Origin of the sequence: Pseudomonas sp. CFBP13509, assembly GCF_005233485.1 — a bacterium.
GTDB classification, from domain to species: domain Bacteria; phylum Pseudomonadota; class Gammaproteobacteria; order Pseudomonadales; family Pseudomonadaceae; genus Aquipseudomonas; species Aquipseudomonas marginalis.
In genome coordinates this window covers 17,314-43,312 of the sequence record NZ_QGAA01000002.1, presented here as the reverse complement: position 1 = coordinate 43,312, position 25,999 = coordinate 17,314, and the positions used below count along the sequence as shown (strand labels likewise).

Below are 25,999 nucleotides of genomic sequence, written 5' to 3'. Positions count from 1 at the left end.
GACCGGCCGGCGCACCTGCCAAGCCTTGTCTACACTCCACGGCAACACGGAGAGTAAGCGCTAAGGAGTGCCTGATGTCTCCCCGACTCGGTTGCAGGCAGCGTGGTGCGATTGGCTTGATGGCAGCGGGCACCCTGGCGTTAGCGCTGGTGTTCCTGCTGCTGGCGGTGGACAGCGGCCGCCTCTACCTGGAAAAGCGCAAGCTGCAGTCCATTGCCGACACCGCCGCCCTGGAGGCCGCCGGGCGTGGTGGCCTGTGCAGCCCGACCACCAGCGCCAACGACTATGCCGTGCAGAACGCTGCGCGCAATGGCTTCACCGTGGTTGCCGGCGACAGCAGTCGTGGCCTGGCCGTGACCTGCGGCACATTGACGACCAATGCCGGCAACATCCGCGTATTCAGCGCCGACGCCAGCAAAAACGAGGCCATTCGGGTAGTGGCGACGCGCAGCGTAGTAACCAGCGTCGCCACCGGTATCTGGAATATGTTCAGCGGTACGCCGGCGTCCACCCAGATGACCCTGGGTGCCACCGCCGTGGCCGCGTACGCGCCGCCAGTGGCGCAACTGACGATTCGCAGCAACCTGGCGACGGTGGATTCGGCGAAGTCCCCGCTATTGAACATGGTCATTGGCAACCTGTTGGGCGGCAGCCTGTCGCTGACGGCGGCGGGCTGGAATGGCTTGCTGGCGACGAACGTCAACCTGCTCGGCTACCTGGATCAGTTGGCGATTGAGCTGAACGTGACGGCGGGTGACTACGATGCGCTGCTCAACGCCGCCGTATCCGCCAACCAGTTGATCGATGCCGCGGTAAAGGTGCTGCAAAAAAACGGCGCGGTGGCGACGGCGGTCATCAACGATGTGATTTCATTGAAAGCCATCGCGCCCAATACCCAGCTGCTGAAAGTCGCAGACCTGCTGAAGGTTGCCAGCGGAACACCGGCCGCGGCGTTGAATACCAATGTGCAGTTGTTTCAATTGCTGGAGGCCGTTGCGCAGCTGTCCAATAGCAAGAGTGCGGTGAGTGCGGCCGCTCAGGTGAATATTCCCCTGGTGGGCAATGTCTCGATCCAGACCAAAGTCATCGAGCCGCCGCAATTGTCGGCGATCGGTAATCCGGCGAAGGCCAAGGCGGGGCTTCTGAATAACCCGCAGACGGATCAGATTGTTGTCCGAACCGCGCAACTGCGCACATTGGTTACGGTGGATGCGCCGATCATCAAGCTGGTGTCGGGGGTTTCATCAATCCTGACCGGGTTGGCGACACCGGTGTCGAAGGTGGTCGGCGGCCTGTTGAACCTGAACATCCCGGCAGTGGTGGGCGGCGTGTTGTGCCTGGTGGCGTGTAACGTCACCGACGTGGATATCACGCAATCACTGTCCATCTACATCGAAGCGGCCAGTGCGCAGAGCCAAGTCACGGACTACAGCTGTGCCACGCCGGCCACAAAGTCGCTAACGGTGCAGGCCACCACCGCCATGGCTACCTTGGGCGTGGGCTATGTCGACCCTGCCACCGCGTTTTCATCATCGGCGCCAGTCACCGTGCAGCCGGTCAGGCTGATCGATTTTGGCCAGCGCTACTGCATTGTGCTGTCGCTGATATGCGGCACGCGTACAGCGGGTGTAGGCGGTGGTTTGAATGTGAAGGCGTTGTCTACCGTGGCAGCGCAGACCAGCTCGTTGCTGTTTTTACCGGTCGCCGATATGAATGCCGCGCCGACCTACAAAAGTCCAACCGGCACCGCCAATATCGTCAATAGCCTGGGAGCAACCCTGAGCGGCCTGCAGGTTACCTACGTACCGCCCAGCGGCAGCACACCCGGTGCGGCGAACGGCACTGTTACGACGGCCCTGGCTACCATCACCAGCGCGGTGGTCACCCTTGTCCAGGACGTCCTGTCACCGCTGCTCGACCCCATTGTCAACACGCTGCTCCCGGCCCTGGGCATCAACCTGGGCAACGCTGAAGTCGGCGCCAACCTGACGTGTCAGATGGGCCGCGCCTACCTGGTGATCTGAACCACCGGCAGTTCCACACAAAACCGTGCGCCTTCCTCGCCATTGATCACGCTCAAGCGCCCACCCATGTTTTCCACGATCCCGTAGCTTACCGACAGCCCCAGGCCGGTCCCCACCCCAATCGGCTTGGTGGTAAAAAACGGCTCGAAAATCCTCTCCAATAATCGTGGGTCGATGCCGCCACCGTTGTCCTCGACCCAGATGCGCACATGCCGGCTGTCGTGCTCGCAGTGCAGTGCAATCCAGGGGCGCAATTGCGCGGCTGTTTCGCGCTGGCTCAATAGCGCATCGCGGGCGTTGACCATCAGGTTGATCAACACCTGCTCAAGCTGGTCGACATGACCTTTGACCTGCACCCTGAAGTCTGCAGGTGTGATGCGCAGGTCCACGCCTTTGCCGCGCAGGCCCTCACTCAGCAGCGATATGGTCCCTTCCACGGCTTGCGCTGGGTCGAACGGTTGCTGTTCGATTTCCGAACGGCGGCCAAACACGCGCATATGGTCCACCACCCTCGCCGCGCGTTGCACTTGGGTGTCGATGCGCTTGAGTTTTTCGGTGAGGTAGTCGATCTGCGCGTCGCCGTTGGCCAGGCGCTTGAGCACATTGACGATCGCCATGCGCATCACGTTCAGCGGCTGGTTGATCTCATGGGCCAGGCCCGTGGCCATTTCGCCGAGGGTCGCCATCTTGGCGCTCTGGGTCAGTTGCTGCTGGGAGCGACGCACTTCGGTGTTGTCGCGGCCCACGGCCTGCACCTCCACCAGTTGACCTTGTTCATCAAACACACCACGGTCGGACCATACCCACCAGGCATGTTCGCGCCCGGGCAGCTGCAGGCTGATTTCGGCGGTGCTCACCGGAAACTCGGGGGTCAGTCGGCGGATGCGTTGGATAAATGCCTGGCGCTGTTCATCCGACAGCCACGCGTCCAATTGCCGCCCCGGCAGTTGCGCGGGCAAGCACTCCAGGTAGTTGGCCAGCGGCGTGTTGCCAAACGTCAGGGTCAGGTCCGGGCGATAACGGCAGATCATTGCCGGCGAGTCTTCCACCAGGATGCGGTAGCGCTCTTCGCTCTGCCTGACCTGTTCGGCGGCCAGGGTCGCGTCGGTCACATCGAGCCATAGCCCCACGGCCTCCACCGGCAGGCCCAAGTCATCGCGCAGCAGCTTGGCCTCGTCGAGCAGCCAATGGTAGTCGCCGCGGGTGTCGCGCACCCGGTAGCGGCTGCGTACATTCCCTTCGCGTAGTAATTGACGGGTGCGTTGGAAGTACAACTCACGGTCTTCGGGATGGATCAACGAGGCCAGGCCGTCATGGCTGCAATCGGCCAGGCTCCAGCCCAGCAGCGGCAACAGGCTGTCGCTGAAAAACGCCGGGTGCAGCGCGCCGCCGACATAGCGCTGCACGTAGATCACCGCCGGTGAACTGGCGATCAGGTTATCCAGGCGTGCATGGGCGGCGGCGGCTTGCAGTTGCTGGTTCTTGATGTCGCTGATGTTGAGCATGAAACCGACCCAGCGCCGGTTGTCGCCCACGCCCAGTACCTGGCCCTGCACGCGATACCAGATGGGCGTGTGGTCCGCGTCACTGCCTGGCAGGCGCACGCTGGTCAGCAGGGGTTTGTCCAGTGCCTGCAGGTCTTGCAGGTGGCTGAGCAGTTCCTGGCGATCAGCGGGGTGGATCAGCTCCAGCCAGAGGGCCAGTGCCTGGCGCGTGGCGCCGTGTTCCTGGCCCAGGCTATGCAACAACTGGGGAGCGAGCTGGATCTCCTGGGTGGCGGGCAGCAGTTCCCACCAGCCGGTGCCGAGCAGTTTTTGCAGGGCCTCCATGCGCTCCAGTTGCTGATGGCTGCGTTGTTCGCGCAGGCGGTTCAGCAGCGGGGCGGCGAGTGCGGCGGTGAGGTCCAGCCAGTCACGTTCGCGGGTGTGCGGTTCGCCGCCGTAGAAACCGCAGAGCAACCAGGCTGCCACGCCCTGGCTGTCACGGTAGGGCACCAGCAAACCGTCGATATCGCCGAAAATGCTCTGCAGGCGGGGGTTGTCAATGCGCCCGTGGGCCAGGCTCAGGAGCGCGTTGCCGTTGACACTGTCCAGGCTGGCCCCCAGATGTTGGCCGGTTTGCCACAAGCCCGGGGCGTCGTGAGCAGTGTATTGGCTGTAGATCCGCCAACCCTGGTTGGCTTCATCGAGCAATGCCAGGGCCACACAGGGGATACGCCAGCGTTGGGCCAGGCTGCGCAGTTGCTCGTTGAACGTCTCGGGCAGGCGACTCAGGCTGCACACTCGCAACTGTTCGCTCATCCTGCAGGCGAGTTGGTGGTTCTGCTCGCGCTGTTCAGCCAGGTGGCGGCCGGCGAGCAAGTCGCCGATGTCCAGCAGGTGCAGCACCCAGCGGTCGCCCTCCGGCTCGACCCAGCCGCGGGTGGGCAGGACCTGGCCGGCAGAGCCCTGGAAGTCCAGGTCCAGGGTATGGCGTTGCCAGTCGGCAGGGCTGCCTTCGATACTCAAGGCGCTGCTGGCGCACAGCAACTCCCGCAGCAGCGGCCGTGCTTCACCCGCGACGGGCATGGCGAGTTGCGAACGCAGTGTGCCGCTGATGTCCACCACATGGCCTTGATGATCCAATAACACGCGCAGCCCTGCCGCAGGGACAGTGGGCGCCTCGAAGGCCTGGGTGCCGACACGGCCCCGCAGGCGCTCGAAGAAATTATTCCCCGCAGTCAAAACTGAAGACTCGAGCTGGCCGAAAGGTTGGTCGGCAGGTTCGGTACAGTGCCAATGCCTGGCACCACCAGCGCCGGGAATACGGAGTAGAGGTTGGAGGAGGGGTATTTGATCGTGACAGTCAGCGTGGTGCCGGTGTAGGTGGCGCTGATGAAGGACGGCTGGAACTGGAAGTTGGCGGGGATCCAGCTCAATTGCGCCGCTACCGCATCTTTCGCCCGCTGGGTGACAAGGGTGGGGTAGGCCGATCCTGCCGCTACCGGGTCTACCGCCATGGCCTGGCGCACGGCCTCGGCCGCCGCCTGGTTGAACGACTGCATCAACAGCAGCGGCAGGCTGAAGCTGATCAAGCCATAGAACACCGCAAAAAAGATCCCGAAGACCAAGGCGAACTCGATCGCCGCAGCCCCTTTTTGCTTTGCCGGCAGGCCTGTTTTCATGACTGCGTCTACCCTGACGTCTACGACTCGATATCAGCATAGAATCATTCAGCGAAAAGGAACGTTTTTTACGTGATTCATGGCGTAGTGATAGTGATCTGGCTGGGAGTCTGTGCGGTGCAGGATATTCGCCGGCGACAGATCGCCAATGGCTTGACCCTGGGCGTGGCGTTGCTGGCGTTGTTATACCTGTTGTGCACAGGTGCCACCTGGCTGGGCGCGCCGGCGAGCGCCGGTCTCTTGGCGTTTGCCCTGGCGCTGCTGTTGACCCTGCCGGGCTATGCGCTGGACCGCTTCGGTGCGGGCGACGTGAAGCTGCTCGCGGCGCTGGGCCTGGCCACCACGGTGGATCATGTGTTGTGGTCCCTGATCGGTGCCGCCATCACCCTGGTCGGCTGGTTGGTCGTTCGTCAACAGCTCGGTCCGCGCGCCGCTGATCGGGTGCAAGGCCCGCCTGCCAAGCAGCCTTTCGCCGCGTTTTTATTCGCGGGTTTTGTGCTGTATGGGGTATGGACCCTTTAGTCGCACAATGCCTCTATTGCTATGTACAGAGTCGGAAAGTAGGTCTACGTTTATGGAACGGATGTATAGGATTCTTCGTCCAAACGGATAGGTCAGTCTTTTGGCTTGCCAGGCATGGAGTCGCGTGTGAACAAGCTGAAATCGGCTGTAAAAGTGCTGGTGGTCGATGACCAACCGCTGATCGTTGAGGAGCTTTGCGAGTTCCTCGAAAGCAGTGGCTACCACTGCGTCCCGTGCGAATCCAGCCGCCAGGCCTTGCAGCGTTTCAGCGAGGACGCCGAGGTCGGCCTGGTGCTGTGTGACCTGCACATGCCGGACATGGATGGGATCGAGCTGGTGCAGTCGATGCAGAAGATCGCCGGCAAGCAGCGTGCGTTCGAGGCCATCATGCTCACCGGGCGTGCCGACAAACAGGACGTGATCAAGGCCCTGCGCGCGGGCATCTCGGATTACTACCAGAAGCCGATCAACCTCGATGAGTTGCTCGAGGGCCTGCAGCGCCAGGAAGCGGCGCTGGAAGAGCGGCAAAAGGAGCTGCAACTGGGGCACTTGAACCAGAAACTGCAGTACCTTTCCGAATCCATCAATGACTTGTACCAGGACCTCGACAAGGTACGGCGCGGCCCGCTGCAGGAGGCTGACGGCGAGGGGCGGCAAGACGCCGGAGCGGCGCAGGTTCCATCCATCTTCAACCAGCTGTCACCCCGTCAGATGGAGGTGGCGTGGCTGGTAGGCAAGGGCCAGACCAATTACCAGATCGCCTGCGAATTGGGCATCACCGAAAACACCGTCAAGCTGTATGTGTCCCAGGTGTTGCGCCTGACCCATATGCACAACCGCACCCAGCTGGCGCTCGCGTTGTCGCCAAGCCACTCGCCGATGCGCCAGCAGGTGAGTGCGCACTGACGCACGGGGTTCACTGGCTCTTGCCGCCCGCCTCCGACTTGGTTTCAAAGAACTCCGGAATCGGGTGCTTGTGACTGTCCAGCCAACGCTGCAAGGCCTGCTCCTTTTCTGCCGGAGTGGTGCTCTGCGGTGTCGGCGAGGCTGCCCGTCCATCGACCTGCAACGCCATCCAGTTTTCCGTTTCGGCCTGCTGCGGGGACGAAGGCCCCGGTGGAATAGCCGAGGCGCTCAATGGCAACAGCGCCAGACACACAACGTAATGGGCTTTCATCATCGACTCCTTACTTGATACTCACCGGCAGGGCATCGGCGGCCGTTGCGACGTTGCGCGCGGTCCTGGCTGAGTGCTTGAGCCGGGCCGCGCGGGCCTGTGCCTCGGTGACCTGGCCGGGGTTCAAGCCCAGCTGGCTGACCACTCTGGCCGCTTGCCCCCAGTCATCCTGATAAATCAGCAAGGTCACCAGGTTGACCGCAGCCAGCGTGTCGCCCTGTTTGAGCTCGATAGCCGTCATGAACTCAAAGCGCGCGTCTTCCAGGCGCAATTGGTTGAGGTACACCACGCCCAGGTCATTGCGGATTTTTTCATCGGTGGGCGCCAGGCGCGCGGCCCTTTGCAGGTGAGCCATCGCCTGTGGGTGGTCGCCCTTGGCCGCTGCCAGTTGCCCCAGCCCATGTTCGCCTTCGGCGGTCATGCAAGTACCCAGCAGGCTGCGATACAAGGGTTCGGCCTCACTGCGGCCCAGCAAGCGAAAGTTACGGGCCTGGCGCTGGCGCACCTGGGGCAAGCTGTCGGGCAGGTTCTGCAGGTTGGCCAGGCTGGCGTGCAGCTTGCCCTCGTTGGCCAGGTCATCGGACAGGTTCAGCGTCAGTTCCTGCTCCGCACTGGGTTTGGCGCAACTGCCCGGCGCGGTCAACGCGGCCCATGGGGTGTGGCCGTTGGTGGCGCATCCGCCGAGCATCAGCAGGGTCAGGCCGGCAATCAGTGGTTTCATCAAGGTGGTCCTCAGAATTGGCTCAAGGCGCGGGCGATGCCGATAAAGGCGGGGCCGCCGAGCACGATCAGCAAGGCGGGAAACAGGAACACCATCATCACCACCGACATTTTGGCCGACATTTTCGAGATGTATTCCTGCATGCGGGTCAGGCGCCGGTCGTCGAGCAATTGCTTGAGCGTCAGCAGGGATTTCATCGCGCCACCCCCCTGCTGGATCAATTGCTGGAGGATGATGCAGGTGTCGGTGAACTCATCCACCTCCAATATGCGCGCGGTCTTGCCCAGTTCTTCGCTCAGTTCCAGGCCGGAGTCGACGCGTGCCAGGATCAGGCGCAATTCGTGGGTCAGGTCTGGAAGCAAGCGCTGGGCTTCGTTGGCCATCACGCGCAGGGATTGTTCAATCGCCATGCCCGACTCGAACAGGATGCGCAGCAGCGGAATGAAGGTTGAGATTTCCTTGGCGATGCGCTGCTGGCGGAATTTGGCGGCAGCGGCGAGCACGCGTTTTGGCAACAGGTAGCCGATGCCCAGGGCGACCGCCGGGGCAATCCAGGCGGGACTGGCGTGAGGGAAAAGTAGTTGCTGGCCGAGCAGGGTCAGGCCCATCGCCGCGACAGGCACGCCGATCTGGAAGGCGGCAAACAGCGAGCGCTGGCTGGCCTTGCGCCAACCGACCCGGTTGAGCAGGACCTGGGTCTCGTTATCCAGGCTGACTGAGCGCTGGGCCAGCGTGCTTGCGCCCAGTTGGCGCATGAACGTGCCAAGTTTGTCATCGCTGGCGCTGCGCCCTTGCAAGCGCTCAACGACCCGGCGATCACGACGGCGATGTTCGAGCCATTGCCCGCCCACCAGTACCATGGCGGCGAGTGCCAGCAACAGGCTGACCATCAGGGCCATCTCACACACTCCTCAGCATGCGCCACATGGCAAAGGTGCCCGTCAGGTCCATCGCCAGTGCGCCGAACAGCAGGGAGCGCCCCGTGTCGTCGTTCCACATGGTCATCAAGTAGCCAGGGTTGACCATGATGAAGTAGCCCACGATCAGGATCGGCAAACCGCCCAGCACGTAGGCCGTCATGCGGGTCTCGCCCGTCATCGCCTTGAGTTGCCGGGCGCCCTGGTCCCGCTCGCGGATCATCTTGATCAGGTTTTCCAGCAGTTCGCTGGCGTTGCCGCCGTAGCGGTGGTTGACCTTCAGGCCAAGGGCGAACAGGCGGAACTCGTCCTGTTCGTAGAATTCGGCGAAGTCGCTGGCCGAATCCGGCAGGCTCACCCCCAGGCGCACGTTGCGCTGCATGCGGCCCATGGCGTGCTTGAGCGGGTTTTCCACGCTCTCGATACCGCCCAATACCGCGTCGGCCAGGGTGCGGCCGGATTTGAGGCTGCGTACGCTATGGTCCAACAACTGCGGCAGTTGCTCGACCATACGTTGCACCCGCTGCTGGTAACGCCAGGCGATATAGGCACGCAATGCCAGGGGCGGGCCCAGGGCCATCAACACCAGGCCCAGCCCGTCGGCGACCAAGTAGCCCAGCAGGGCGCCGACCACCCACGCGCTCAGCCACAGGCCGAGGCGTTCCTTGGGTTTGCCCAGCCCGGCGCGCAGAAACATGCGCTCAAGGCCGGTCCAGGTGCCGGGCTGCTCCTGTGCCTCGGGTTGGCCGTCGCCGAGGCGCTCCAGCACGCGACTGGTCCGGGCCTTGCGCAGGCCATGCTGAAACAGCCAGAACGACAGACCGATCAGCAATAGGCAAACCAGCAGCAATACAGGTCCGGTCATCAGGCGCTCCCTACAGCGGCATGGCTGTGGCGCGGCGCAACTTATCGCCGGCCGGGTTGATGGCTTCGCGCAGGAAACCGACGCCGGTGCGCCGGTCCAGCCGGAACAGGGTATTGGTGACATACACGTCATCGCGCACACCGACCACTTCCACCACCTCGCTCACGCAACGACGGCCATCGGGCATGCGCGTCAGCTGGATCACCACATCCAGCGCGGCGCAGATCATCTGGCGCAGGGTTTTTTCCGCGATCACGCGGCCGGTCAGGCCCACCAGGGTTTCCAGGCGCAGCAACGCATCCTGGGCATTGTTGGCGTGCACGGTGCTCATGGAACCGTCGTGGCCGGTGTTCATGGCCGTCATTACGTCGAGCACTTCCACGCCACGGATTTCCCCCAGGATGATGCGGTCCGGGCGCATCCGCAGGGCGTTGCGAATCAGGTCGCTGGACCTGACCTCACCGTGGCCCTCGGCATTGGGCGGGCGGGTTTCCAGGCGCACCACATGGGGATGCCCCAGTTGCAATTCGGCAACGTCTTCGATGGTCACCAGACGCTCGTGGGGATTGATCAACTGGCTGAGAATATTGAGCAACGTAGTCTTGCCGGTGCCGGTGCCGCCGCTGATGAGGATATTGCAGCGCCTGCCGACGGCTTCCTGGAAAAACTCGAAGATGCTCTGGTCGATGGTCTGCATGGCAACCAGGTCGCTGCTCTTGAGCATGTCCTTGCGGAACTTGCGGATTGACAGGCATGGCCCATCCAGGGCAATCGGCGGGATGATCGCGTTGACCCGGCTACCGTCAGGCAGGCGTGCATCGACCATCGGCGAGGATTCGTCCAGGCGCCGGCCCAACGGCGCGAGGATGCGCTGCATCACGCGCTCCACGTGATGGTCGTCGATAAAACGCAGGTCACTCTGATGCAGCAGGCCCTCACGTTCGATAAACACCCGGTGGGGCCCATTGACCAGGATTTCGGTGACCGAAGGGTCGCGCAGCAGCACCTCCAGCGGGCCGAAACCGGTAAGTTCGTCGACGATCTCTTCGGCCAGGCGTTCCATCTCATAGCGCGAGATCGCCAGGCGCATGCGCGTGATGTACTCGGACACCTTGTCGACGACAAATTGCGCCAGGGATTGGCGCGTGTCTTCAAGCAGGTTCTTACCCGACTCCTCGATAGCGTCGATGATGTAACGATGCAGCACCAGCTTCAAGCCATCGTGATCCGTGTTGCCGCCGCTGCGGGCCGGGCCGCCGAAGAGTTTCTCGCCGTTCATCGCACTGTCCCCAGGATGCGTTCGAACCAACGCATTGATGGTTTTTCCAAGCCTTCGGAGCGTTTCGCCAGGCGTTCGCCCAAGGTGCGCACGGCCTGGCTCAACGCTTCACGTGGGGCCAGGGCAAACAGGGTCTGGCCCTGGTTCTTTACGTTCAGGCGCAGTTCGGCGCTCAGCGGCAGCACGGCGATGCACTCAAGGCCGTAGCTTTTTTCCAGGGTGTCGGTGTCTGGTACGCAGGACTTGATATAACGGTCGACCACCAGCCTGGCGTGGTCGAGTTTCATGCCTTTGTCGCGCCAGCGATTGAGCACCGCGAGGTTGCGGCGACAGTCCAGTACGTTCTGGTCGGTGCACCACAGCAGTTTGTCGCAGTGGCCGACAAAGGTGCGCAGTGCGTCGCTGTCCGGTTGCCCGGTAAGGTTCACGACGATGTGCTGGAAGTGCTGGCGCAGTGCGCTGAGCAGCATGTACAGCTCGGCGGCGCTGGTCAGTTTCAGCGGTTCGTCGCCGGTGGCATACGCCAGGATGCGCAGGCCATCCACGGTTGTGGTAAAGGCGCTGTTGATCAGCGTGGTATCGAGGCGGCGCAAATGCCGCAACGCGTCACCGAAGTTGAAGGTGCTCTCCAGCCCCAGCAGCGCCAGGCTGTCGCTGCGTGGCAGGCCCAGATCCAGCAGCAGGGTCTGCTGGCCGCTTTTTTGCACCACCAGGGCCAGGTGAGTCGCCAGCATCGCGCCGTCCGCGTTGCTTTGGGTGCCAAACAGAACGGTCAGGCCGCCCAAGTGTGCACTGGGGGTGATGGTCGGCAGGCGCTTGCTCAAGCGGCGCACCAGGCCGGCCACTTCGCTGGAGCGTGAGCCGTAGGCGACGAAATCCCGGGCGCCCGCCCGCATGGCGTTGAGTACCAACTGGTTGTCCATGCCGTCGCCCAGGGCGACCACGGCGAGCATCGGCTTGGCCTCCAGGGCGCCTTCGATCAGCGCACTCTGGGCCACCAGGTTTTCACGGTCCAGGCCGATGAAGACCAGGTTGGCAAAGGTCACGTCGACCAGCGCCAGCAGCTCGTCCAGGCTGCCGGTGCCAGCGCTCACGACTTGGCCAAGGGGCGCCAGGGCACCCTGCAGCCACTCCAGGTCGATGGTGTTGCGAGTGATGGCGAGGAACGTCTGGCTCAAGCTATCGCTCATTGGGAAAGTCCACTGCGGCGGTCGAAATTACCGTTTTCGAGGAAAAACAGGCGGTACCAGTTGGGGTCATAGTTGCGCAGTTTTTCGCCGGGCAAGGAAGGCAACTGAGCGTTGGCCGCCAGCGGTTGCACCAGGTGCGGCGTGACGATCATCAGCAGCTCCTTTTCTTCGCGGCGGATATTGGTGTCGCGGAAAAACGCACCCAGGACCGGGATATCGCCCAACCCCGGAAACTTGCTGATGCTGGAGCGGTTGTTGGTGCTGATCAGGCCGCTGATCACAAAGCTTTCGCCATCGGCCAGGGACACGCTGGTGTCGGTGCGGCGTACGGTCAGGGCCGGCACCTGGATGCCCTGGATCTGTACGGCGTTGCTGTAGTCCAGCTCGCTGACCTCCGGCGCTACCTTGAGGGTGATGCGGTTGCGATCAATCACCGTCGGCGTGAGGGTCAGGCGAATGCCGAATTCCTTGTATTCGATGGAGATGGTGTCACTGCCGGCGCTGGGTACGGGTATAGGTACTTCACCGCCGGCCAGGAAGGTTGCGCTCTGGCCGCTCAGCGCTACCAGGCTGGGACGCGCCAGGGTGTAGGCAAAACCGCTGCTCTCGAGGGCGTTGATCATCGCTTTGACACGACCGCCGCCAAAACCGACATTGAAAGACTCGGCACTCACCGGCAGTTTGAACACACCTTCTGCCGGGGAGAGAAGGTTGGGGCTACCGAGGAAAAAATTGTTGCCCAGCCCCAGGAACTGGGTGCTGGCTTCCTTGAGCTTGGTGCGGCTGACTTCTACAAAGCGTATATCCGTCTGCACCTGGCTGGGCAGCAATGGGTCTTCGGAGGGTGGCCGCGACAAACTGGTCAGTGCCGACGTGGCCTTGCCCTTGACGAACACCATGCTCTGGCGCGGCGCCTTGGTACAGGCAGTCCACACCATCAGGCTGGTAGCGCCGCTGGCGACGCCGGTCAGCAGGAAATGACGGTCACCATTGACGCGCACATCCGCGATCTTCGGGTCGCCAATCGCCAGGCGGGTGATTGGCACCGGCGATTGCAGCTCCTGTTGCAAGCCTTCGCCCACCTCGACCACGGCAGGCAACTGGCCCAGGGCGCTGCAATTGCCGGGTGCCGCCAGGGTCATGGCGGCTGGCAGGCTTGTCAGCATCAAGGCCCAGGCAATTGGCGTGAACATGAGGGCGTAGCGATGGCTCATTCAAGGCATCCTTGCTCAATCACGGGGTTTGTTCAGTGGCCTGCGCGCCGCGAATCACCTCGACGCCCCGGCGTACAGCGGGTGCGCCGCTGATTTGCGCGACGCTTTTGGGCGGTCCCACAAGGGCAAGCTGGGTGAATTGGTAGAGGTCACGATTGGCATTGGCCAGTTTGTCCGAAGCGTCGTTTTCCCCGGCCCAGTACTGGCTGAGCAGTTGCTCCTCGGCACTGCGCACGGCCAGGCGCAAGGTACCGGCTTGCGACGCCAGCATCAGGCGGCTCAATAGAGGCTCCGGCACGGCCAACACCACGGTGCGTGCAGCAGCGCGACGCTGGGCAGCCTGGGCGCGCTCCTCGGGCGTGGCGGCGGGCGGCACGGCCGGCAAGCCATCGTTGGCCAGGCCCAATTGGTCACCGACGCTGAGCAGGCGCAGGGCTGGAAGGACGATTTGTGCCGACTGCTCCGCGTTGCCAGCATCCTGGCGCAGGAACAGCAGCACATCCACATAGTCGCCGGGGCTCAGTTGGCCTGCCGCGCCGATCACCTCGTCGACGGCCACGGCCAATGCGCGCTCATCGGGATGAATCATGCGGGCAAGCGGGCCGCCGGCGCTGAAGCTTTCTTCGCTGAGCCAGGTACCTGCTCCCAGTGCGCGCAGTGGTTGGCGGCCGATGGCCTGGTCCAGCCGCGTCAGGCTGCCGGCGGGCACCGTGCGGAGTTTTTCCACGACCAGGTCGGCAGCGGTAAGTGCAACGAAGGCAGGGACGTCATGCGCCAGTACGACCACTGGTTGGCGGGTCTGGTCTTCGACGACAGCAGTGGGCTTTTCGGCAGAAATGACAGGTGTTGCGACGGGCTCCGTTTGGCGGCTCAACACCAGCCCCCAGTACCCTGCAATCAATGCCCCGATTAGCAGCACAGCGGCCAGGGCCATGCTGATGCGACTGTTCATGACGGCTCTCCCTTTCCCGTTGCACTACCTGTTCGTTAATCCAAACGAACTAATTCGCAACCTGGCTGTGATGAACATCTAACGATTTGGCTATTTGAAGGTAGCTCAGCCAGGACGAAACGCCATTTGTCACGGATAAAATTTTATTTGAACGCTATTTGCAGCCGGGTAGTCAGGCATGCACCGACGACTAATACTTTGTGATTAATGAGTTCTTACAGTTGTGAGGCTGAGGTTTGTTGGCAATGCTCTAATTGCACGTCGCAAACATCGTGCTAGAGCCGTACTGGCTTTTAGTGGCGTATTAGGGAGAAGTCGTATGTTCCTTGACCTGATGTTGAAGTTATATGTTCAGATACAACTGTTCTTCAAACGCAAAGAGGCTGCTTCAGGTATTGAATACGCCATTATCGTGGCGCTGGTGGCCCTCGTCATTGTGGGTGCCGGAACAGGCCTGGGCACCAAGATAAGTGGAATTTTCACTTCGATCGCTACCAAGCTGCCAACGGCGACCTGACTGCCAAGTTGCAGCGGCTATTCTCCAATTACCCCATTCTTCCAGGTACGGCCATGAGCGCATCTTCTTTGTCTCGCCAACAAATATTATTGGTGGACGACGAAGAGGATGCTCTGGTTGAGCTGGCCGAATCCCTCGAACACGAGGGCTTTGTCTGTTTTACCGCCACCTCCGTGACCTTCGCCTTGCAAGAATTGACACTGCATCCGGATATCGCCCTGGTCATTACCGACCTGCGCATGCCTGAGGAAAGCGGTATTTCCTTGATCAAGCGCCTGCGCGAACACACCTCGCGCTCGCACCTGCCGGTGATCGTGATGTCCGGCCATGCCGAGATGGATGACGTCAGCGACATGCTGCGCCTGCAGGTGCTGGACCTGTTCCGCAAGCCGATCTATCTGGTGCGCTTGATCGATACGCTCAACAACCTGTTTCCTCTCTCTCACTCCAGGTATTAAGCGCTCATTCACAGCTGATAAGTGAAGCTCAGCGTATACCGCGGCCGCCGGTCGAAGTTATCCCGCGCCACATCCGCCATCGGCTTGGCCGCCTCCACGGAAATGTTGTAGTACCTGGCGTCGCCAAAACGCAGGCCCAGGGCCGCCGATGACATATCGCTGCCCTTGACCGGCAGGTCGTTGAACCAGGCCCTGGCGCGGTCGAACACCATATAGGGCTGCAGGATGCGCACCCACTCGCTGGTACGGTTGTAGCTGTAGTTGATCTCATACGCCACGCCCCAGCCTTTGTCGCCGGAGCCCTGGTCATCGGGGTAGCCACGGCCGAAACTCTGCCCGCCGAAGGTGGCGCGCTCGCTGTCGGGCAGGTCGTCGTGGCTCCAGTAGAGTGCGCCGGAGAGCACACCTTGCCAGTTATCGAAGAGCCTGTTGCTCTGCACGCCGGAGAGACGCAGGCGGAAGAAGTCGAGGTCCGGCTTGAGCCCGCCGAAGTCTGTGCGGGTCTTGGCGCCCATGCCGTTGATGCCTTGGTACACACCGGCGCTGAGGATGCGCAACTGGGTCGTGTCGGCCTTGCGCCAATCGCCTTCGAACGCCAGTGCGCGCAGGTCTGTTTGCAGCGCCAGGCGTTGCGGGAAACCTTCGAGCTTGTAGCGCGTAGTCTGGTCGACGGCATAGTAGCGGGCGCCGAGGTTCAATGACTCGTTGGGCGACGCGATCAGCGGGTGGCTGAAGCCGATGGCGTAGCGGTCGATTTCCTGGTGTGGCTTGAGCTCCAGGCCTTCGCCCAGTTGCAGGCTGGTGCGTGGATCGGCGCGGTAGCGTTCACCCGACAGCGTGAGCTGGGTGCCCTCGGCATTGATGAATTGGCTGTAGGCTGCGCGGTAGTAATGTTCTTTGTCGTCGCCGGGCGGGAACAGGCCGCTGAGGCTCAGTTGTTCGCCCATGGAGGTCCAGGAGTTGCCGGTGCCGGTGAGCAGCGCCTGCGTGCCGCCTCGGCTGGCCTCGTTGAGGCTCATGCTGGTGGTGAAGGGTTTGCGGCTGGCGGTGATGTGCATCGGCGTGCCGCCGTCGGTGGTGGCGGGCGGCGGTACCTGGGCCTGCAAGGTTACGCCCGGGATGGCGCTCATCAGTGTCGTGTAACGCTCGAACGTCTTACGGGTGAGTGGACGTTCGGCCTTGAGTTTTTCGGCGAGTTTGTCGACGTATGACGAAACCGGGCCGATGTCGCCTTGCAGCTGGTAATCGCGGATATAGCCTTCGACCAGCACCACATGCACCAGGCCGCCGTCGAAGCGCTGTTCCGGCAGGAAGGCGTAGGACAGCAGGTAGCCATCTTCCTGGTAGCGGCGGGTGATGCTGCGGGTGGCTTCGATCAATTGCGCCAGGTTGGTTTCATGGCCGATCAGCGGTTCGAATGCCTGGGCGACGTCCTTGAGCGGGTAGACCGTGCCGCCGTCGATCTGCAGCTTTCGAATGGTCACCTTGGTGTCCATCAGCAACGGCTGCTCCGCGCTGGCAGCAGGGGCGGGCAGTCGGGTCTGCTGGGGCGCCGGTCGATACGCGTCGGCGGGCAGGTTAGGCACGGGCAGGTTGCGGACGGTGTCGTTGCTATTCAGGAAACTGGGCAGGGGGTCGGCGTGGACGGAAGCACTGAGGGTGAGCAGTAACAACGGTGTCAAAGCGCGCATAGGACACTCCATGGTCAAAACTGCTGCAGCGTTTTGCAGGTTCCCGTCGGGCTCGGGGAGCGCGGTCTGGGTGTTTTCAGGGGTCGATCATTGACCCATGAAAAAAAGACGAGAGACTTAGCTGGTCTCTCGTCTCAACCAAGCGTAGGCGCTGTAGGTGAGGCCGTCTAATCGGCCAGGTGCAATCATTTCCTGCCGGTCAGGCCACCCAGCAGCCCGCCCAGGGCACCGCCATTCGTGCTGGTGCTGGCACCCGCGGAGGTCGTCACGGCCAGGCCGCCGCCGAGCAAACCACCACCGGTGTTGGGGCCGCCGCTGACCAATCCTCCGACCGAGGCCACGGTGCCACCCACTGCGTTGACGGTACCCCCCAAGGCGTTGATGACCGGGTTGGCGTTGGTGCTGGTGATTTGGCTGCCCAGCCTGCTGACGGCGCCGCCGGCGTTGGTGGCCAGGCCGTTGATTGGAGTGCCCAGGCCGGTGGCATTGCCGACGGTTTGAGTGAGGCGGGTGACGCCACTGGTGACGGGGTTCAACGCGCCGCCGACCTGGCTGGTCAACGTGGCAATGGGGGTGCCTGCGGCGGTGTTGGGGACGCCACTGCCGCCCAGAAGGGTGCCCAGGGATGCCACGGTAGTGCCCGCCTTCACACCGGTGACGCCGGTGGCGCTGACCAGACCGTTGCTACTGCCGGCATTGAGGCCGCTGCCGGCGCCCGCTATCACGCCGCCGATGAGTTCCGCCAGGCCCGGTCTGCGGTTGCTGCCGCCACTGTTACCCGTGGCGTCGACATAGCCGCTGGCCTTGCCGACCACGGTACCCACGCCATTGAGCACGCCGCCCACGGCGCCGGTCGCCGGGTTGCCGCTGCCACCGGTGTCGGCGACTTGATTGCCCAGGCTATCGACGGTATCGCCGAGCTTTTGCAGCAGGCCGCCCACGGGGCTGTCCAGGCCGGTCGTGCTGCCGACTTTAGCGGTGGTGCTTTCCACCAGCGACACCACCGGGACCAATACCTTTGCGCCAAGCGTATGGGTGGCCGAGCCCAGCGGGCCGGTGGTACTGGCGGTGCTGAGGGTGTCGCCGAGCATGGTCACGGCATTGCCGAGCTTGCCGACGACGTTGCCTGCCACCGGTGCCGCGCCGCTGACCACCGGCACGTGCCCCAGCAAGGTGGCGACGTTCTGGCCGGTGGCGGTCACGCCTGCACCGAGGTCGGAGACACCGTCGGCCACGCCCGCGACGGTGTTGCCCAGTGCATTGCTGTCGGTACCAAGTGAACCGAGGCCATCCGACAGGCCTTCGCCGATGCTGCTGACGGCGTTGCCGGTAGCACGCACCAGGCTGCGCGTAGTTGCACCCACGATAGGCAGGCTGCCGAGGGTAGTGCCCAGGCTGCTGACGGTGCCGCCGAGGTCGGTCACGGTATCGCCGAGGGTGTCGGCCACGCTGGCCGTTACCAGGGTGCTGGTTGTGCCGGTACCGCCACCGTCTGTACCGCCACCACCGCTGCCGCCACCGCCAGCAGCAGTATCCGAGGAAGTAGAGCCCCCACTGTGATGTCCGCCGCCACCGCTGCTGCAACCGCCGAGTGTGAGTGCGATTGCCAGTGCCAGCGTGGTACTTGCTTTCCAGAACATGACTTGAGTCTTCATGATTGAGTTCCTTGCACCTGTACAACCTGAGTTGTCTCAAACGCTGGCTATTTCTGCGGATAGCGATGCGTTTGTCCGTGTGGCTATAACAGGCCCGGGCGCTCTTTCTCTCAATGCTCAACTTGGTATTAATGATTTATATACGGCTGGGTTGTACCGTTTAAGCGACTAATGCCAAAGGTATAGGGCATGATGTTTCTGGATTATGTTTAAAATCAAAAACCTGCATATAAAAAGCGAGCCTGAAAAGGCCCGCTATCACTTAGGGTGTATATATACAATTTATCAGTCGCTTTTATGCAATGGGCTGCCATTTACCCAGCATATGCTCGATGTCACCCGCGCCTTTCAATAAGAATTCGCCGCTGGAACCGGCGGCGCTGGCCAGTAACCTGACTTCACTGGGCAGGCGCACGGGCTTCCTGAACTCCACGTCTATCTCGATATTGGCCGCAGGCAGGTGTTCACCCAGGGCGGCGAGGGTGTGCGCCTTGTTCCACAGCCCGTGGGCGATGGCTTGGGGGAAGCCGAACAGTCTGGCGGTCGGCGCACTGAGGTGGATCGGGTTGTAGTCTCCTGACACCCGTGCGTAGCGGCGGCCGATATCGGCTGGGGCCTTCCAGCGAGTCAATTCGCTGATCTCGGCAGGGCTGGGACGGGCATCATCGGTCGCTTCGCCTTCGAGCTTTACACCCCGGCACAGCATTCGGCTCTCGGCTTCCCACAGCAGGCCGAGAGAGTCTTCAACTGTGGTGACCACTTCAAAGGTCGCGCCCTTGGGGTGGGGCCTGAGGTTCTGCGTGTGCACGCCGATGGACAATTCGCTGACTCCGCCCAGTGGGCGATGGATGCGGATACGGTTACTCAGGTGAATCAATCCCAGCAGAGGGAAGGGAAACTTCTTATCGGTGAGCAACTGCATCTGAAGACCGAATGCCAGGATGTGCGGATAGGTCGCCGGCAGCATGGGGCTCTCGGTAAACCCGCAGACCTGGCGGTACGCCGCCACCTGCTTGGGGTCGACGCTTACCCGACAGCGCAAGCCTTGCTCGGGCAGCGTGTTGCCGGTGATCTTGCGCTTGAGCGCTGCCCGCCAATACAACGGTGGCAGAAACGGCGTACTGCCTAAGGTTTGCCAATCCATGCTTACGCTCCCAATAGACTTTGCCCACACACCCGCAGCGCTTGCCCGCTGACCGCACCGGAACCCGGCTGGCCCAGCCAGGCCACTGCTTCGGCGACGTCCTGCGGCAAACCGCCCTGGCCCAGCGAGCTCATGCGCCGCCCGGCTTCACGCAGGGCAAAGGGAATATGCGCGGTCATCTGGGTTTCGATAAAGCCTGGGGCTACGGCGTTGATACTGATCCCGCGTTCTTCCAATAACGGCGCCCATGCCTGTACCAGGCCGATCAAGCCGGCCTTGCTCGCGGCATAGTTGGTCTGCCCACGGTTGCCGGCGATGCCGCTGATGGAGGCCAGCACCACCACGCGGGCGTTGTCGTGCAGGGTGCCGCTGTCCAGCAGTGCCTTGGTCAGCACTTGCGGGGCATTGAGGTTGACCGCCAGCACCGCGTCCCAGTATTCCGGGGTCATGTTGGCCAGGGTCTTGTCACGGGTGATCCCGGCGTTGTGCACCAGGATGTCGAGGCCGTCGGGCAGGTGTTCGATCAACTGGCCGGCGGCGTCTTCGGCGCAGATATCCAGCACCACGGTGCGCGCACCCAGGCGTGCGGCCAGGGCCTCGAGGTCGGCCTTGGCCTGGGGCACGTCGAGCAGGATCACTTCGGCGCCGTCGCGGGCCAGGGTTTCAGCGATGGACGCGCCAATGCCACGGGCTGCGCCGGTGACCAATGCCTTGCGCCCGGCGAGGGGGCTAGTCCAGTCTTCGACGGGCGTGGCACAGGCCTTGAGGCGAATCACCTGGCCGGAGATATAGGCGCTTTTCGGTGAGAGGAAGAAGCGCAGCGCGCCTTCCAGTTGGTCTTCGGCACCGTCGCCGACGTAGAGCAATTGCAGCACGCCGCCGTTGCGCAGTTCCTTGGCCAGTGACCGGCTGAAACCTTCGAGGGCGCGCTGGGCGCTGGCGGCGAACGGGTCGCTGAGGCTTTCCGGCGCGCGGCCGAGGATCACCAGGTGTGCACTGTGATCCAGGTTTTTTAGCAACGGTTGGAAAAACTCACGCAGTTGCTTGAGCTGGTCGGTGTGTAGCAGGTCGCTGGCATCGAATACCACGGCCTTGAGCTTGGGGCCGTGGCCGGGAATCCAGGTCGAAGTGTCGGCGCCGTAGGTGTAAATGGCGTCGGTGAGCCGGTTGGCAAACGCTTTCACGTTCGTTGCCAGCGCGCCACCACCCAGTAACAGCGCACCTTCCACCGGGCGCAGGCGCCCGGCTTGCCAGCGTTCCAGGCGTACCGGTGACGGCAGGCCAAGGGCGGCGACCAGGCGATGGCCGAGGCTTGAGTTGGCGAAGTCGATATAACGGTCAGACATGGAACGCTCTCCGAAGGCTGGGGTTCAAAGGGTTGACCATCCCAGGGTAGCAGTCGTTCGACTAGGCTCAGTTATCCAGACCACAACCGACAGGGAGCTTTCCATGACTCAATTGCGCCGTGTAGCGATCATTGGCGGTAACCGCATTCCTTTCGCCCGCTCCAATGGCCCCTACGCCACGGCGAGCAACCAGGCGATGCTGACCGCGGCCCTGGAGGGCCTGATCGAACGCTACAACCTGCACGGCCTGCGCATGGGCGAGGTGGCCGCCGGCGCGGTGCTCAAGCATTCCCGCGACTTCAACCTCACCCGTGAATGCGTGCTGGGTTCACGCCTGTCGCCGCAAACCCCGGCCTATGACATTCAGCAGGCGTGCGGCACGGGGCTCGAGGCGGCGTTGCTGGTGGCCAACAAGATCGCCCTGGGCCAGATTGAATGCGGGATTGCCGGTGGGGTGGATACCACCTCCGACGCACCTATCGGCGTGAATGAAGGGCTGCGCAAGATCCTGCTGCAAGCCAATCGCAGCAAGTCCATGGCGGATAAATTAAAAGTCCTGTTACAACTTCGTCCCCAGCACCTCAAGCCTGAGCTGCCGCGTAACGGCGAGCCGCGCACCGGTTTGTCCATGGGCCAGCATTGCGAATTGATGGCACAGACCTGGCAGATTCCCCGTGCCGAGCAGGATCAACTCGCCCTCGAGAGCCATCAGAAAATGGCCGCTGCCTATGCCGAAGGCTGGCATAACGATCTGCTCACGCCGTTTCTGGGTCTGACTCGCGACAACAACCTGCGCCCCGACCTGAGCCTGGAGAAACTTGCCGCGCTCAAGCCTGCGTTTGAGCGCAGCGAAAAAGGCACGCTGACGGCCGGCAATTCCACACCGCTCACCGATGGCGCATCCCTGGTGTTGTTGGGCAGCGAGGCGTGGGCCCAGGCGCGTGGTTTGCCGATCCTGGCCTACCTGCGCGATGGCGAAGCGGCGGCGGTGGATTTCGTCAACGGCGCCGAAGGCCTGCTGATGGCGCCGGTGTATGCGGTGCCGCGCTTGCTGGCGCGCAACGGCCTGACGCTGCAGGACTTTGATTACTACGAGATTCACGAAGCCTTCGCGGCCCAGGTGTTGTGCACGCTCAAGGCCTGGGAGGATGCGGATTACTGCAAGACGCGCCTCGGGCTGGACGCACCGTTAGGGGCCATTGATCGCAGCCGCCTGAACGTCAAGGGCAGTTCCCTGGCGGCCGGGCACCCGTTTGCCGCCACCGGTGGGCGCATCGTCGCCAACCTGGCGAAGTTGCTCGACGCGGCGGGCAAGGGGCGCGGGCTGATTTCGATCTGCGCCGCCGGCGGCCAGGGCGTGACGGCGATCATCGAACGTTGAATTCGTCGAAATTGGCATATTGGATGCATTCTTGAGTGGTCAGAGGTCGGTAGCCCCTCCCACCGGCGAGCCGATTGCCGTATAACGAGTGCCATACGCGTATTTGGTAATAAAGGACCCACAATAAAAGCTGATGAAGACTCCTAAACGCATTGAACCCCTGATCGAAGACGGTCTGGTCGACGAAGTGCTGCGCCCACTCATGAGTGGTAAAGAAGCAGCTGTTTATGTGGTGCGCTGCGGCAATGAATTGCGTTGCGCCAAGGTTTACAAGGAGGCGAATAAACGAAGTTTTCGTCAAGCGTCTGAATACCAGGAAGGCCGTAAGGTCCGTAACAGCCGGCAGGCCCGGGCCATGGCCAAGGGCTCGAAATTCGGCAAGAAAGAAACCGAAGATGCCTGGCAGAACGCCGAAGTAGCGGCGTTGTTCCGTCTGGCCGGTGCGGGCGTTCGCGTGCCCAAGCCGTACGACTTCCTCGAAGGCGTGTTGTTGATGGAGCTGGTGGCCGACGAGTACGGTGATGCCGCGCCACGTCTGAATGACGTGACGTTGGAGCCGGATCAGGCGCGTGAATACCACGCCTTCCTGATTTCCCAGATCGTGCTGATGCTGTGTACCGGCCTGGTGCACGGTGACCTGTCCGAGTTCAACGTACTGCTCACGCCGACCGGTCCGGTCATCATCGACCTGCCCCAGGCGGTGGATGCGGCGGGCAACAACCACGCGTTCAACATGCTGGAGCGGGATGTGGGCAACATGGCTTCCTATTTCGGGCGTTTTGCCCCGGAGTTGAAGAAGACCAAGTACGCCAAGGAAATGTGGGCACTCTACGAAGCCGGCACCTTGCACCCGGCCAGTGTCTTGACCGGCGAGTTCGACGAGCCGGAAGAACTGGCAGACGTAGGCGGTGTGATCCGCGAGATCGAAGCGGCAAGGCTGGACGAAGAACGGCGCCAGGCCATTCGGGCGGCGGATGATGCGCCGCCGAGCAAAGCGTCGGAAGAGCCACCGCCGCCGCCCTGGATGCAGTGATCCCTGGCTGGATGAGGATCAAAATGTGGGAGGGGCAAGTCGAATCGTCGCACCGCCCCTCCCACATTTGGTTTTGCATGCATTCAGATAGATTCCGTCACGCGCAGCAGCTTCCCGATGCCAGTTCCTTGAGAATCGGACAATCCGGCCGGTGATCGCCCTGGCAGTGCTCCACCAGGTCCTGCAACGTATCGCGCAATTGCCCCAACTCCAGGATCTTCTGGTTCAACTCATCGATATGTTGGCGCGCCAGGGCTTTCACATCGGCGCTGGCCCGTTGCCGGTCCTGCCAAAGGGTCAGCAGTTTGCCCACCTCTTCCAATGAAAACCCCAGGTCCCGCGAGCGTTTGATAAACGCCAGGGTGTGCAGGTCGTCGGTGCCGTAGATGCGGTAGCCGCTGTCGGTGCGATGGGCCGCCTTGAGCAGGCCGATGGATTCGTAGTAGCGAATCATCTTCGCGCTCAGCCCGCTTTGCCGGGCGGCTTGGCCGATGTTCATGGGCGTTGATCCTCCAAGTGCGACTGTTTCCAAGTGCTTGGTTTCCAAGTTTTCAACAGCAAGGCATTGCTCACGACACTGACGCTGGACAAGGCCATGGCCGCGCCCGCGAGCACCGGGTTGAGCAGGCCGAATGCGGCCAGGGGAATGCCGATCAAGTTATACACAAAGGCCCAGAACAGGTTCTGGCGGATCTTGGCGTAGGTCTTGCGGCTGATCTCCAGGGCGGCCGGGACCAGGCGTGGGTCGCCGCGCATCAAGGTGATGCCGGCGGCATGCATGGCCACGTCGGTGCCGCCGCCCATGGCGATGCCGATGTCGGCGGCGGCCAGGGCCGGGGCGTCGTTGATGCCGTCGCCGACCATGGCCACTACGCCGGTTTTTTTCAGTTCGGCGACGGTGGCGGCTTTATCGGCGGGCAGGACTTCGGCGTGTACGTCATCGATGCCCAGCGCTTGGGCAACGACGCGGGCGCTGCCGCGATTGTCGCCGGTGAGCAAGTGGCTGCTGATGTGCCGGGCCTTGAGTTGTGCCACCGCTTCCAGCGCGCCAGGCTTGAGCGTGTCACCAAAGGCAAACAGCCCGAGTACACGGGGTTGTGCGCCTTGCTCGATCAGCCAGGACAAGGTACGGCCCTCTGCCTCCCAGGCCGTGGCAGAGTCGGCCAGCCCACCCGCGTCCAGGCCGCTTTCTTCCAGCAGGCGCCGATTTCCCAGGGCCAGTTGGCGCCCGCCGAGGGTGCCGGCAATGCCACGTCCGGTCAGGGATTGGCTGGTGCTTACGTCCGCCACCGTCAGGCCTTGCTCGCTGCACGCATCCAGCACGGCCTTGGCCAACGGGTGTTCGCTGCCGCGTTGCAGCGCACCGGCCTGTTGCAGCAATGTGGCTTCATCGCCATCCACTGCCGCCAAATGGGCAATTTTTGGGGTGCCGGAAGTTAGAGTGCCGGTTTTGTCGAACACCACGGTGCTCACTTCATGGGCGCGCTCCAGCGCTTCGGCGTCCTTGATCAGGATGCCATAGCGTGCGGCGACGCCGGTGCCGGCCATGATGGCGGTCGGTGTAGCCAGCCCGAGTGCGCACGGGCAGGCGATCACCAGCACCGCCACGGCGTTGATGATCGCGGTCTCCAGCGGCGCACCGTACAGCCACCACCCCACCAGTGTGATCAACGCCAGCACCAGCACGGTCGGCACGAATACCTGGCTGACCTTATCCACCAGCTTCTGGATCGGTGCCTTGGCGGCCTGGGCGTCTTCCACCAGGCGGATGATGCGCGCCAGTACGCTTTCGGCACCGAGCGCGGTGGTGCGAACCAGCAGGCGACCTTCGCCATTGATGGCACCGCCGGTCACTGCGTCGCCGGGCTGTTTCGGCACCGGCAGGCTTTCGCCGCTGATCAGTGCCTCATCGGCATGGCTCTGGCCTTTTACCACTTCACCGTCCACCGGGAAGCGCTCGCCGGGTTTGACCAGCACCAGGTCATTAAGCTTGAGCGCGCTGATGGCCACATCCTCCTCGCGGCCAGCCTGTATACGCATGGCGCGTTCAGGGCGCAGGGCTTCCAGGGCGCGGATGGCGCTGGCGGTCTGGCGTTTGGCGCGGCTCTCCAGGTATTTACCGAGCAGCACCAGGGCGATCACCACGGCCGACGCTTCGAAGTACAGATGGGGCATGGTGCCCGAGGGGGCGGTCAGCCATTCATAGAGGCTCAGGCCGTAACCGGCGCTGGTGCCGATGGCCACCAGCAGGTCCATATTGCCGGCGCCGGCCCGCACGGCCTTCCAGGCGGCGATATAGAAGCGTGCACCGAAGATGAATTGCACCGGGGTCGCCAGGAGGAACTGCACCCAGGCCGGCAGCATCCAGTGCAGGCCGAAGGGTTGCACCAGCATCGGCAGCACCAGGGGCAATGCCAGCACAATCGCCAGCAGCAGCGACCAGCGCTCGCGGTGCAGGCGTTGGGCCTGATCGGCCTCGGTCCTGGTTTCGCTTTGCGGCAGGCTGGCGGTGTAGCCGGCTTTGTCGACGGCGGCGATCAGCACGGCCGGGTCGATCTGGCCCAGCACTTCGACGTGGGCGCGCTCGTTGGCCAGGTTGACGCTGACGCTTTGCACCCCCGGGACTTTGCCCAGCGCGCGCTCGACACGCCCGGCGCAACTGGCGCAGGTCATGCCGCCGATGGGCAGGTCAAAGGTGGTGGATCCATTCATGGGGCAGTCCTCCAGAGAAGTTGCCCCTAGGATCAACC

General features: G+C 62.8%; 24 protein-coding genes. 8 read left to right on the top strand and 16 right to left on the bottom strand.

Going from position 1 to position 25,999, the window contains the following annotated elements; all coding sequences use genetic code 11:
- The first annotated feature begins 74 nt into the window (after positions 1–74).
- The gene (locus PspCFBP13509_RS03635) at positions 75–2,024 is read left to right on the top strand and encodes a pilus assembly protein TadG-related protein (RefSeq protein ID WP_137211574.1); all 1,950 of its coding nucleotides are present in this window, start codon (positions 75–77) and stop codon (positions 2,022–2,024) included.
- On the opposite strand, the gene PspCFBP13509_RS03630 is transcribed toward PspCFBP13509_RS03635, so the two are convergent.
- On the bottom strand, positions 2,009–4,747 hold the full coding sequence (locus PspCFBP13509_RS03630) for a PAS domain-containing sensor histidine kinase (RefSeq protein WP_137211573.1): 2,739 nt from the start codon (positions 4,745–4,747) through the stop codon (positions 2,009–2,011). The genes PspCFBP13509_RS03635 and PspCFBP13509_RS03630 overlap by 16 nt on opposite strands.
- The gene (locus PspCFBP13509_RS03625; RefSeq protein WP_065925547.1) at positions 4,744–5,187 is read right to left on the bottom strand and encodes a TadE/TadG family type IV pilus assembly protein; all 444 of its coding nucleotides are present in this window, start codon (positions 5,185–5,187) and stop codon (positions 4,744–4,746) included. Before PspCFBP13509_RS03625 ends, PspCFBP13509_RS03630 begins: the two co-directional genes overlap by 4 nt.
- 72 nt (positions 5,188–5,259) lie before the next feature.
- On the opposite strand from PspCFBP13509_RS03625, the gene PspCFBP13509_RS03620 reads away from it, so the two are divergent.
- Together PspCFBP13509_RS03620 and PspCFBP13509_RS03615 are read left to right on the top strand one after the other, a co-directional pair.
- Positions 5,260–5,709: a prepilin peptidase gene (locus PspCFBP13509_RS03620; protein WP_027607978.1), complete on the top strand. Its 450-nt coding sequence runs from the start codon at positions 5,260–5,262 to the stop codon at positions 5,707–5,709.
- Between the two features lie 126 nt (positions 5,710–5,835).
- Entirely contained in the window at positions 5,836–6,615 is a 780-nt protein-coding gene (locus PspCFBP13509_RS03615; RefSeq protein WP_065947172.1) for a response regulator transcription factor, read from the top strand.
- Between the two features lie 10 nt (positions 6,616–6,625).
- On the opposite strand, the gene PspCFBP13509_RS03610 is transcribed toward PspCFBP13509_RS03615, so the two are convergent.
- The 8 genes from PspCFBP13509_RS03610 to cpaB are packed head-to-tail and all read right to left on the bottom strand — an operon-like array spanning position 6,626 to position 14,024.
- Complete coding sequence (locus PspCFBP13509_RS03610; RefSeq protein ID WP_027607976.1) at positions 6,626–6,886, bottom strand: DUF3613 domain-containing protein; 261 nt, start codon at positions 6,884–6,886, stop codon at positions 6,626–6,628.
- 10 nt (positions 6,887–6,896) lie between these two features.
- Positions 6,897–7,607: a tetratricopeptide repeat protein gene (locus PspCFBP13509_RS03605; RefSeq protein WP_074848671.1), complete on the bottom strand. Its 711-nt coding sequence runs from the start codon at positions 7,605–7,607 to the stop codon at positions 6,897–6,899.
- A gap of 11 nt (positions 7,608–7,618) precedes the next feature.
- On the bottom strand, positions 7,619–8,506 hold the full coding sequence (locus PspCFBP13509_RS03600) for a type II secretion system F family protein (RefSeq protein WP_027607974.1): 888 nt from the start codon (positions 8,504–8,506) through the stop codon (positions 7,619–7,621).
- Between the two features lies 1 nt (position 8,507).
- Entirely contained in the window at positions 8,508–9,389 is an 882-nt protein-coding gene (locus PspCFBP13509_RS03595) for a type II secretion system F family protein (protein WP_092489526.1), read from the bottom strand.
- Positions 9,390–9,399: 10 nt separating this feature from the next.
- Positions 9,400–10,668 carry a CpaF family protein gene (locus PspCFBP13509_RS03590; protein ID WP_065925542.1) on the bottom strand — a complete coding sequence of 423 codons (1,269 nt, stop codon included), beginning with the start codon at positions 10,666–10,668 and terminating at the stop codon, positions 9,400–9,402.
- A complete protein-coding gene (locus PspCFBP13509_RS03585; protein ID WP_065947176.1) occupies positions 10,665–11,858 on the bottom strand; it encodes a pilus assembly protein in 1,194 nt (397 codons plus the stop codon). Before PspCFBP13509_RS03585 ends, PspCFBP13509_RS03590 begins: the two co-directional genes overlap by 4 nt.
- On the bottom strand, positions 11,855–13,072 hold the full coding sequence (locus PspCFBP13509_RS03580; protein WP_065947177.1) for a type II and III secretion system protein family protein: 1,218 nt from the start codon (positions 13,070–13,072) through the stop codon (positions 11,855–11,857). Before PspCFBP13509_RS03580 ends, PspCFBP13509_RS03585 begins: the two co-directional genes overlap by 4 nt.
- Positions 13,073–13,091: 19 nt before the next feature.
- Positions 13,092–14,024, bottom strand: a complete 933-nt coding sequence (gene cpaB, locus PspCFBP13509_RS03575; protein WP_065947178.1) for a Flp pilus assembly protein CpaB — start codon at positions 14,022–14,024, stop codon at positions 13,092–13,094.
- Positions 14,025–14,343: 319 nt separating this feature from the next.
- On the opposite strand from cpaB, the gene PspCFBP13509_RS03570 reads away from it, so the two are divergent.
- Both PspCFBP13509_RS03570 and PspCFBP13509_RS03565 read left to right on the top strand, forming a co-directional pair.
- Positions 14,344–14,541, top strand: a complete 198-nt coding sequence (locus PspCFBP13509_RS03570) for a Flp family type IVb pilin (protein ID WP_065947179.1) — start codon at positions 14,344–14,346, stop codon at positions 14,539–14,541.
- Positions 14,542–14,594: 53 nt separating this feature from the next.
- Complete coding sequence (locus tag PspCFBP13509_RS03565) at positions 14,595–14,999, top strand: response regulator (protein ID WP_065947180.1); 405 nt, start codon at positions 14,595–14,597, stop codon at positions 14,997–14,999.
- 8 nt (positions 15,000–15,007) lie between these two features.
- Here PspCFBP13509_RS03565 and PspCFBP13509_RS03560 read toward each other — a convergent pair whose 3' ends face one another.
- Positions 15,008–16,690 carry a ShlB/FhaC/HecB family hemolysin secretion/activation protein gene (locus PspCFBP13509_RS03560; RefSeq protein WP_137211572.1) on the bottom strand — a complete coding sequence of 561 codons (1,683 nt, stop codon included), beginning with the start codon at positions 16,688–16,690 and terminating at the stop codon, positions 15,008–15,010.
- A 185-nt stretch (positions 16,691–16,875) separates the two neighbouring features.
- Positions 16,876–18,345 (bottom strand): collagen-like triple helix repeat-containing protein, encoded by a 1,470-nt coding sequence (locus PspCFBP13509_RS03555; protein WP_137211571.1) that lies wholly within the window; start codon positions 18,343–18,345, stop codon positions 16,876–16,878.
- Here PspCFBP13509_RS03555 and PspCFBP13509_RS31340 point away from each other — a divergent pair.
- Positions 18,344–18,517, top strand: a complete 174-nt coding sequence (locus tag PspCFBP13509_RS31340) for a hypothetical protein (protein ID WP_155954386.1) — start codon at positions 18,344–18,346, stop codon at positions 18,515–18,517. The genes PspCFBP13509_RS03555 and PspCFBP13509_RS31340 overlap by 2 nt on opposite strands.
- Positions 18,518–18,640: 123 nt before the next feature.
- Here PspCFBP13509_RS31340 and PspCFBP13509_RS03550 read toward each other — a convergent pair whose 3' ends face one another.
- Both PspCFBP13509_RS03550 and PspCFBP13509_RS03545 read right to left on the bottom strand, forming a co-directional pair.
- Complete coding sequence (locus PspCFBP13509_RS03550; protein ID WP_065925536.1) at positions 18,641–19,489, bottom strand: MaoC family dehydratase; 849 nt, start codon at positions 19,487–19,489, stop codon at positions 18,641–18,643.
- Between the two features lie 2 nt (positions 19,490–19,491).
- Positions 19,492–20,835 carry a 3-oxoacyl-ACP reductase gene (locus tag PspCFBP13509_RS03545; protein ID WP_137211570.1) on the bottom strand — a complete coding sequence of 448 codons (1,344 nt, stop codon included), beginning with the start codon at positions 20,833–20,835 and terminating at the stop codon, positions 19,492–19,494.
- A gap of 103 nt (positions 20,836–20,938) precedes the next feature.
- Between PspCFBP13509_RS03545 and PspCFBP13509_RS03540 the strand changes: the two genes are divergently transcribed.
- Together PspCFBP13509_RS03540 and PspCFBP13509_RS03535 are read left to right on the top strand one after the other, a co-directional pair.
- A complete protein-coding gene (locus PspCFBP13509_RS03540; protein WP_074848679.1) occupies positions 20,939–22,216 on the top strand; it encodes an acetyl-CoA C-acetyltransferase in 1,278 nt (425 codons plus the stop codon).
- 133 nt (positions 22,217–22,349) lie between these two features.
- On the top strand, positions 22,350–23,249 hold the full coding sequence (locus PspCFBP13509_RS03535) for a PA4780 family RIO1-like protein kinase (protein ID WP_027607961.1): 900 nt from the start codon (positions 22,350–22,352) through the stop codon (positions 23,247–23,249).
- Between the two features lie 97 nt (positions 23,250–23,346).
- On the opposite strand, the gene cueR is transcribed toward PspCFBP13509_RS03535, so the two are convergent.
- The gene (cueR, locus tag PspCFBP13509_RS03530; RefSeq protein ID WP_065925533.1) at positions 23,347–23,748 is read right to left on the bottom strand and encodes a Cu(I)-responsive transcriptional regulator; all 402 of its coding nucleotides are present in this window, start codon (positions 23,746–23,748) and stop codon (positions 23,347–23,349) included.
- On the bottom strand, positions 23,745–25,961 hold the full coding sequence (locus tag PspCFBP13509_RS03525; protein WP_137211569.1) for a heavy metal translocating P-type ATPase: 2,217 nt from the start codon (positions 25,959–25,961) through the stop codon (positions 23,745–23,747). The genes cueR and PspCFBP13509_RS03525 overlap by 4 nt, the downstream gene beginning before the upstream one ends.
- Positions 25,962–25,999: the final 38 nt, after the last annotated feature.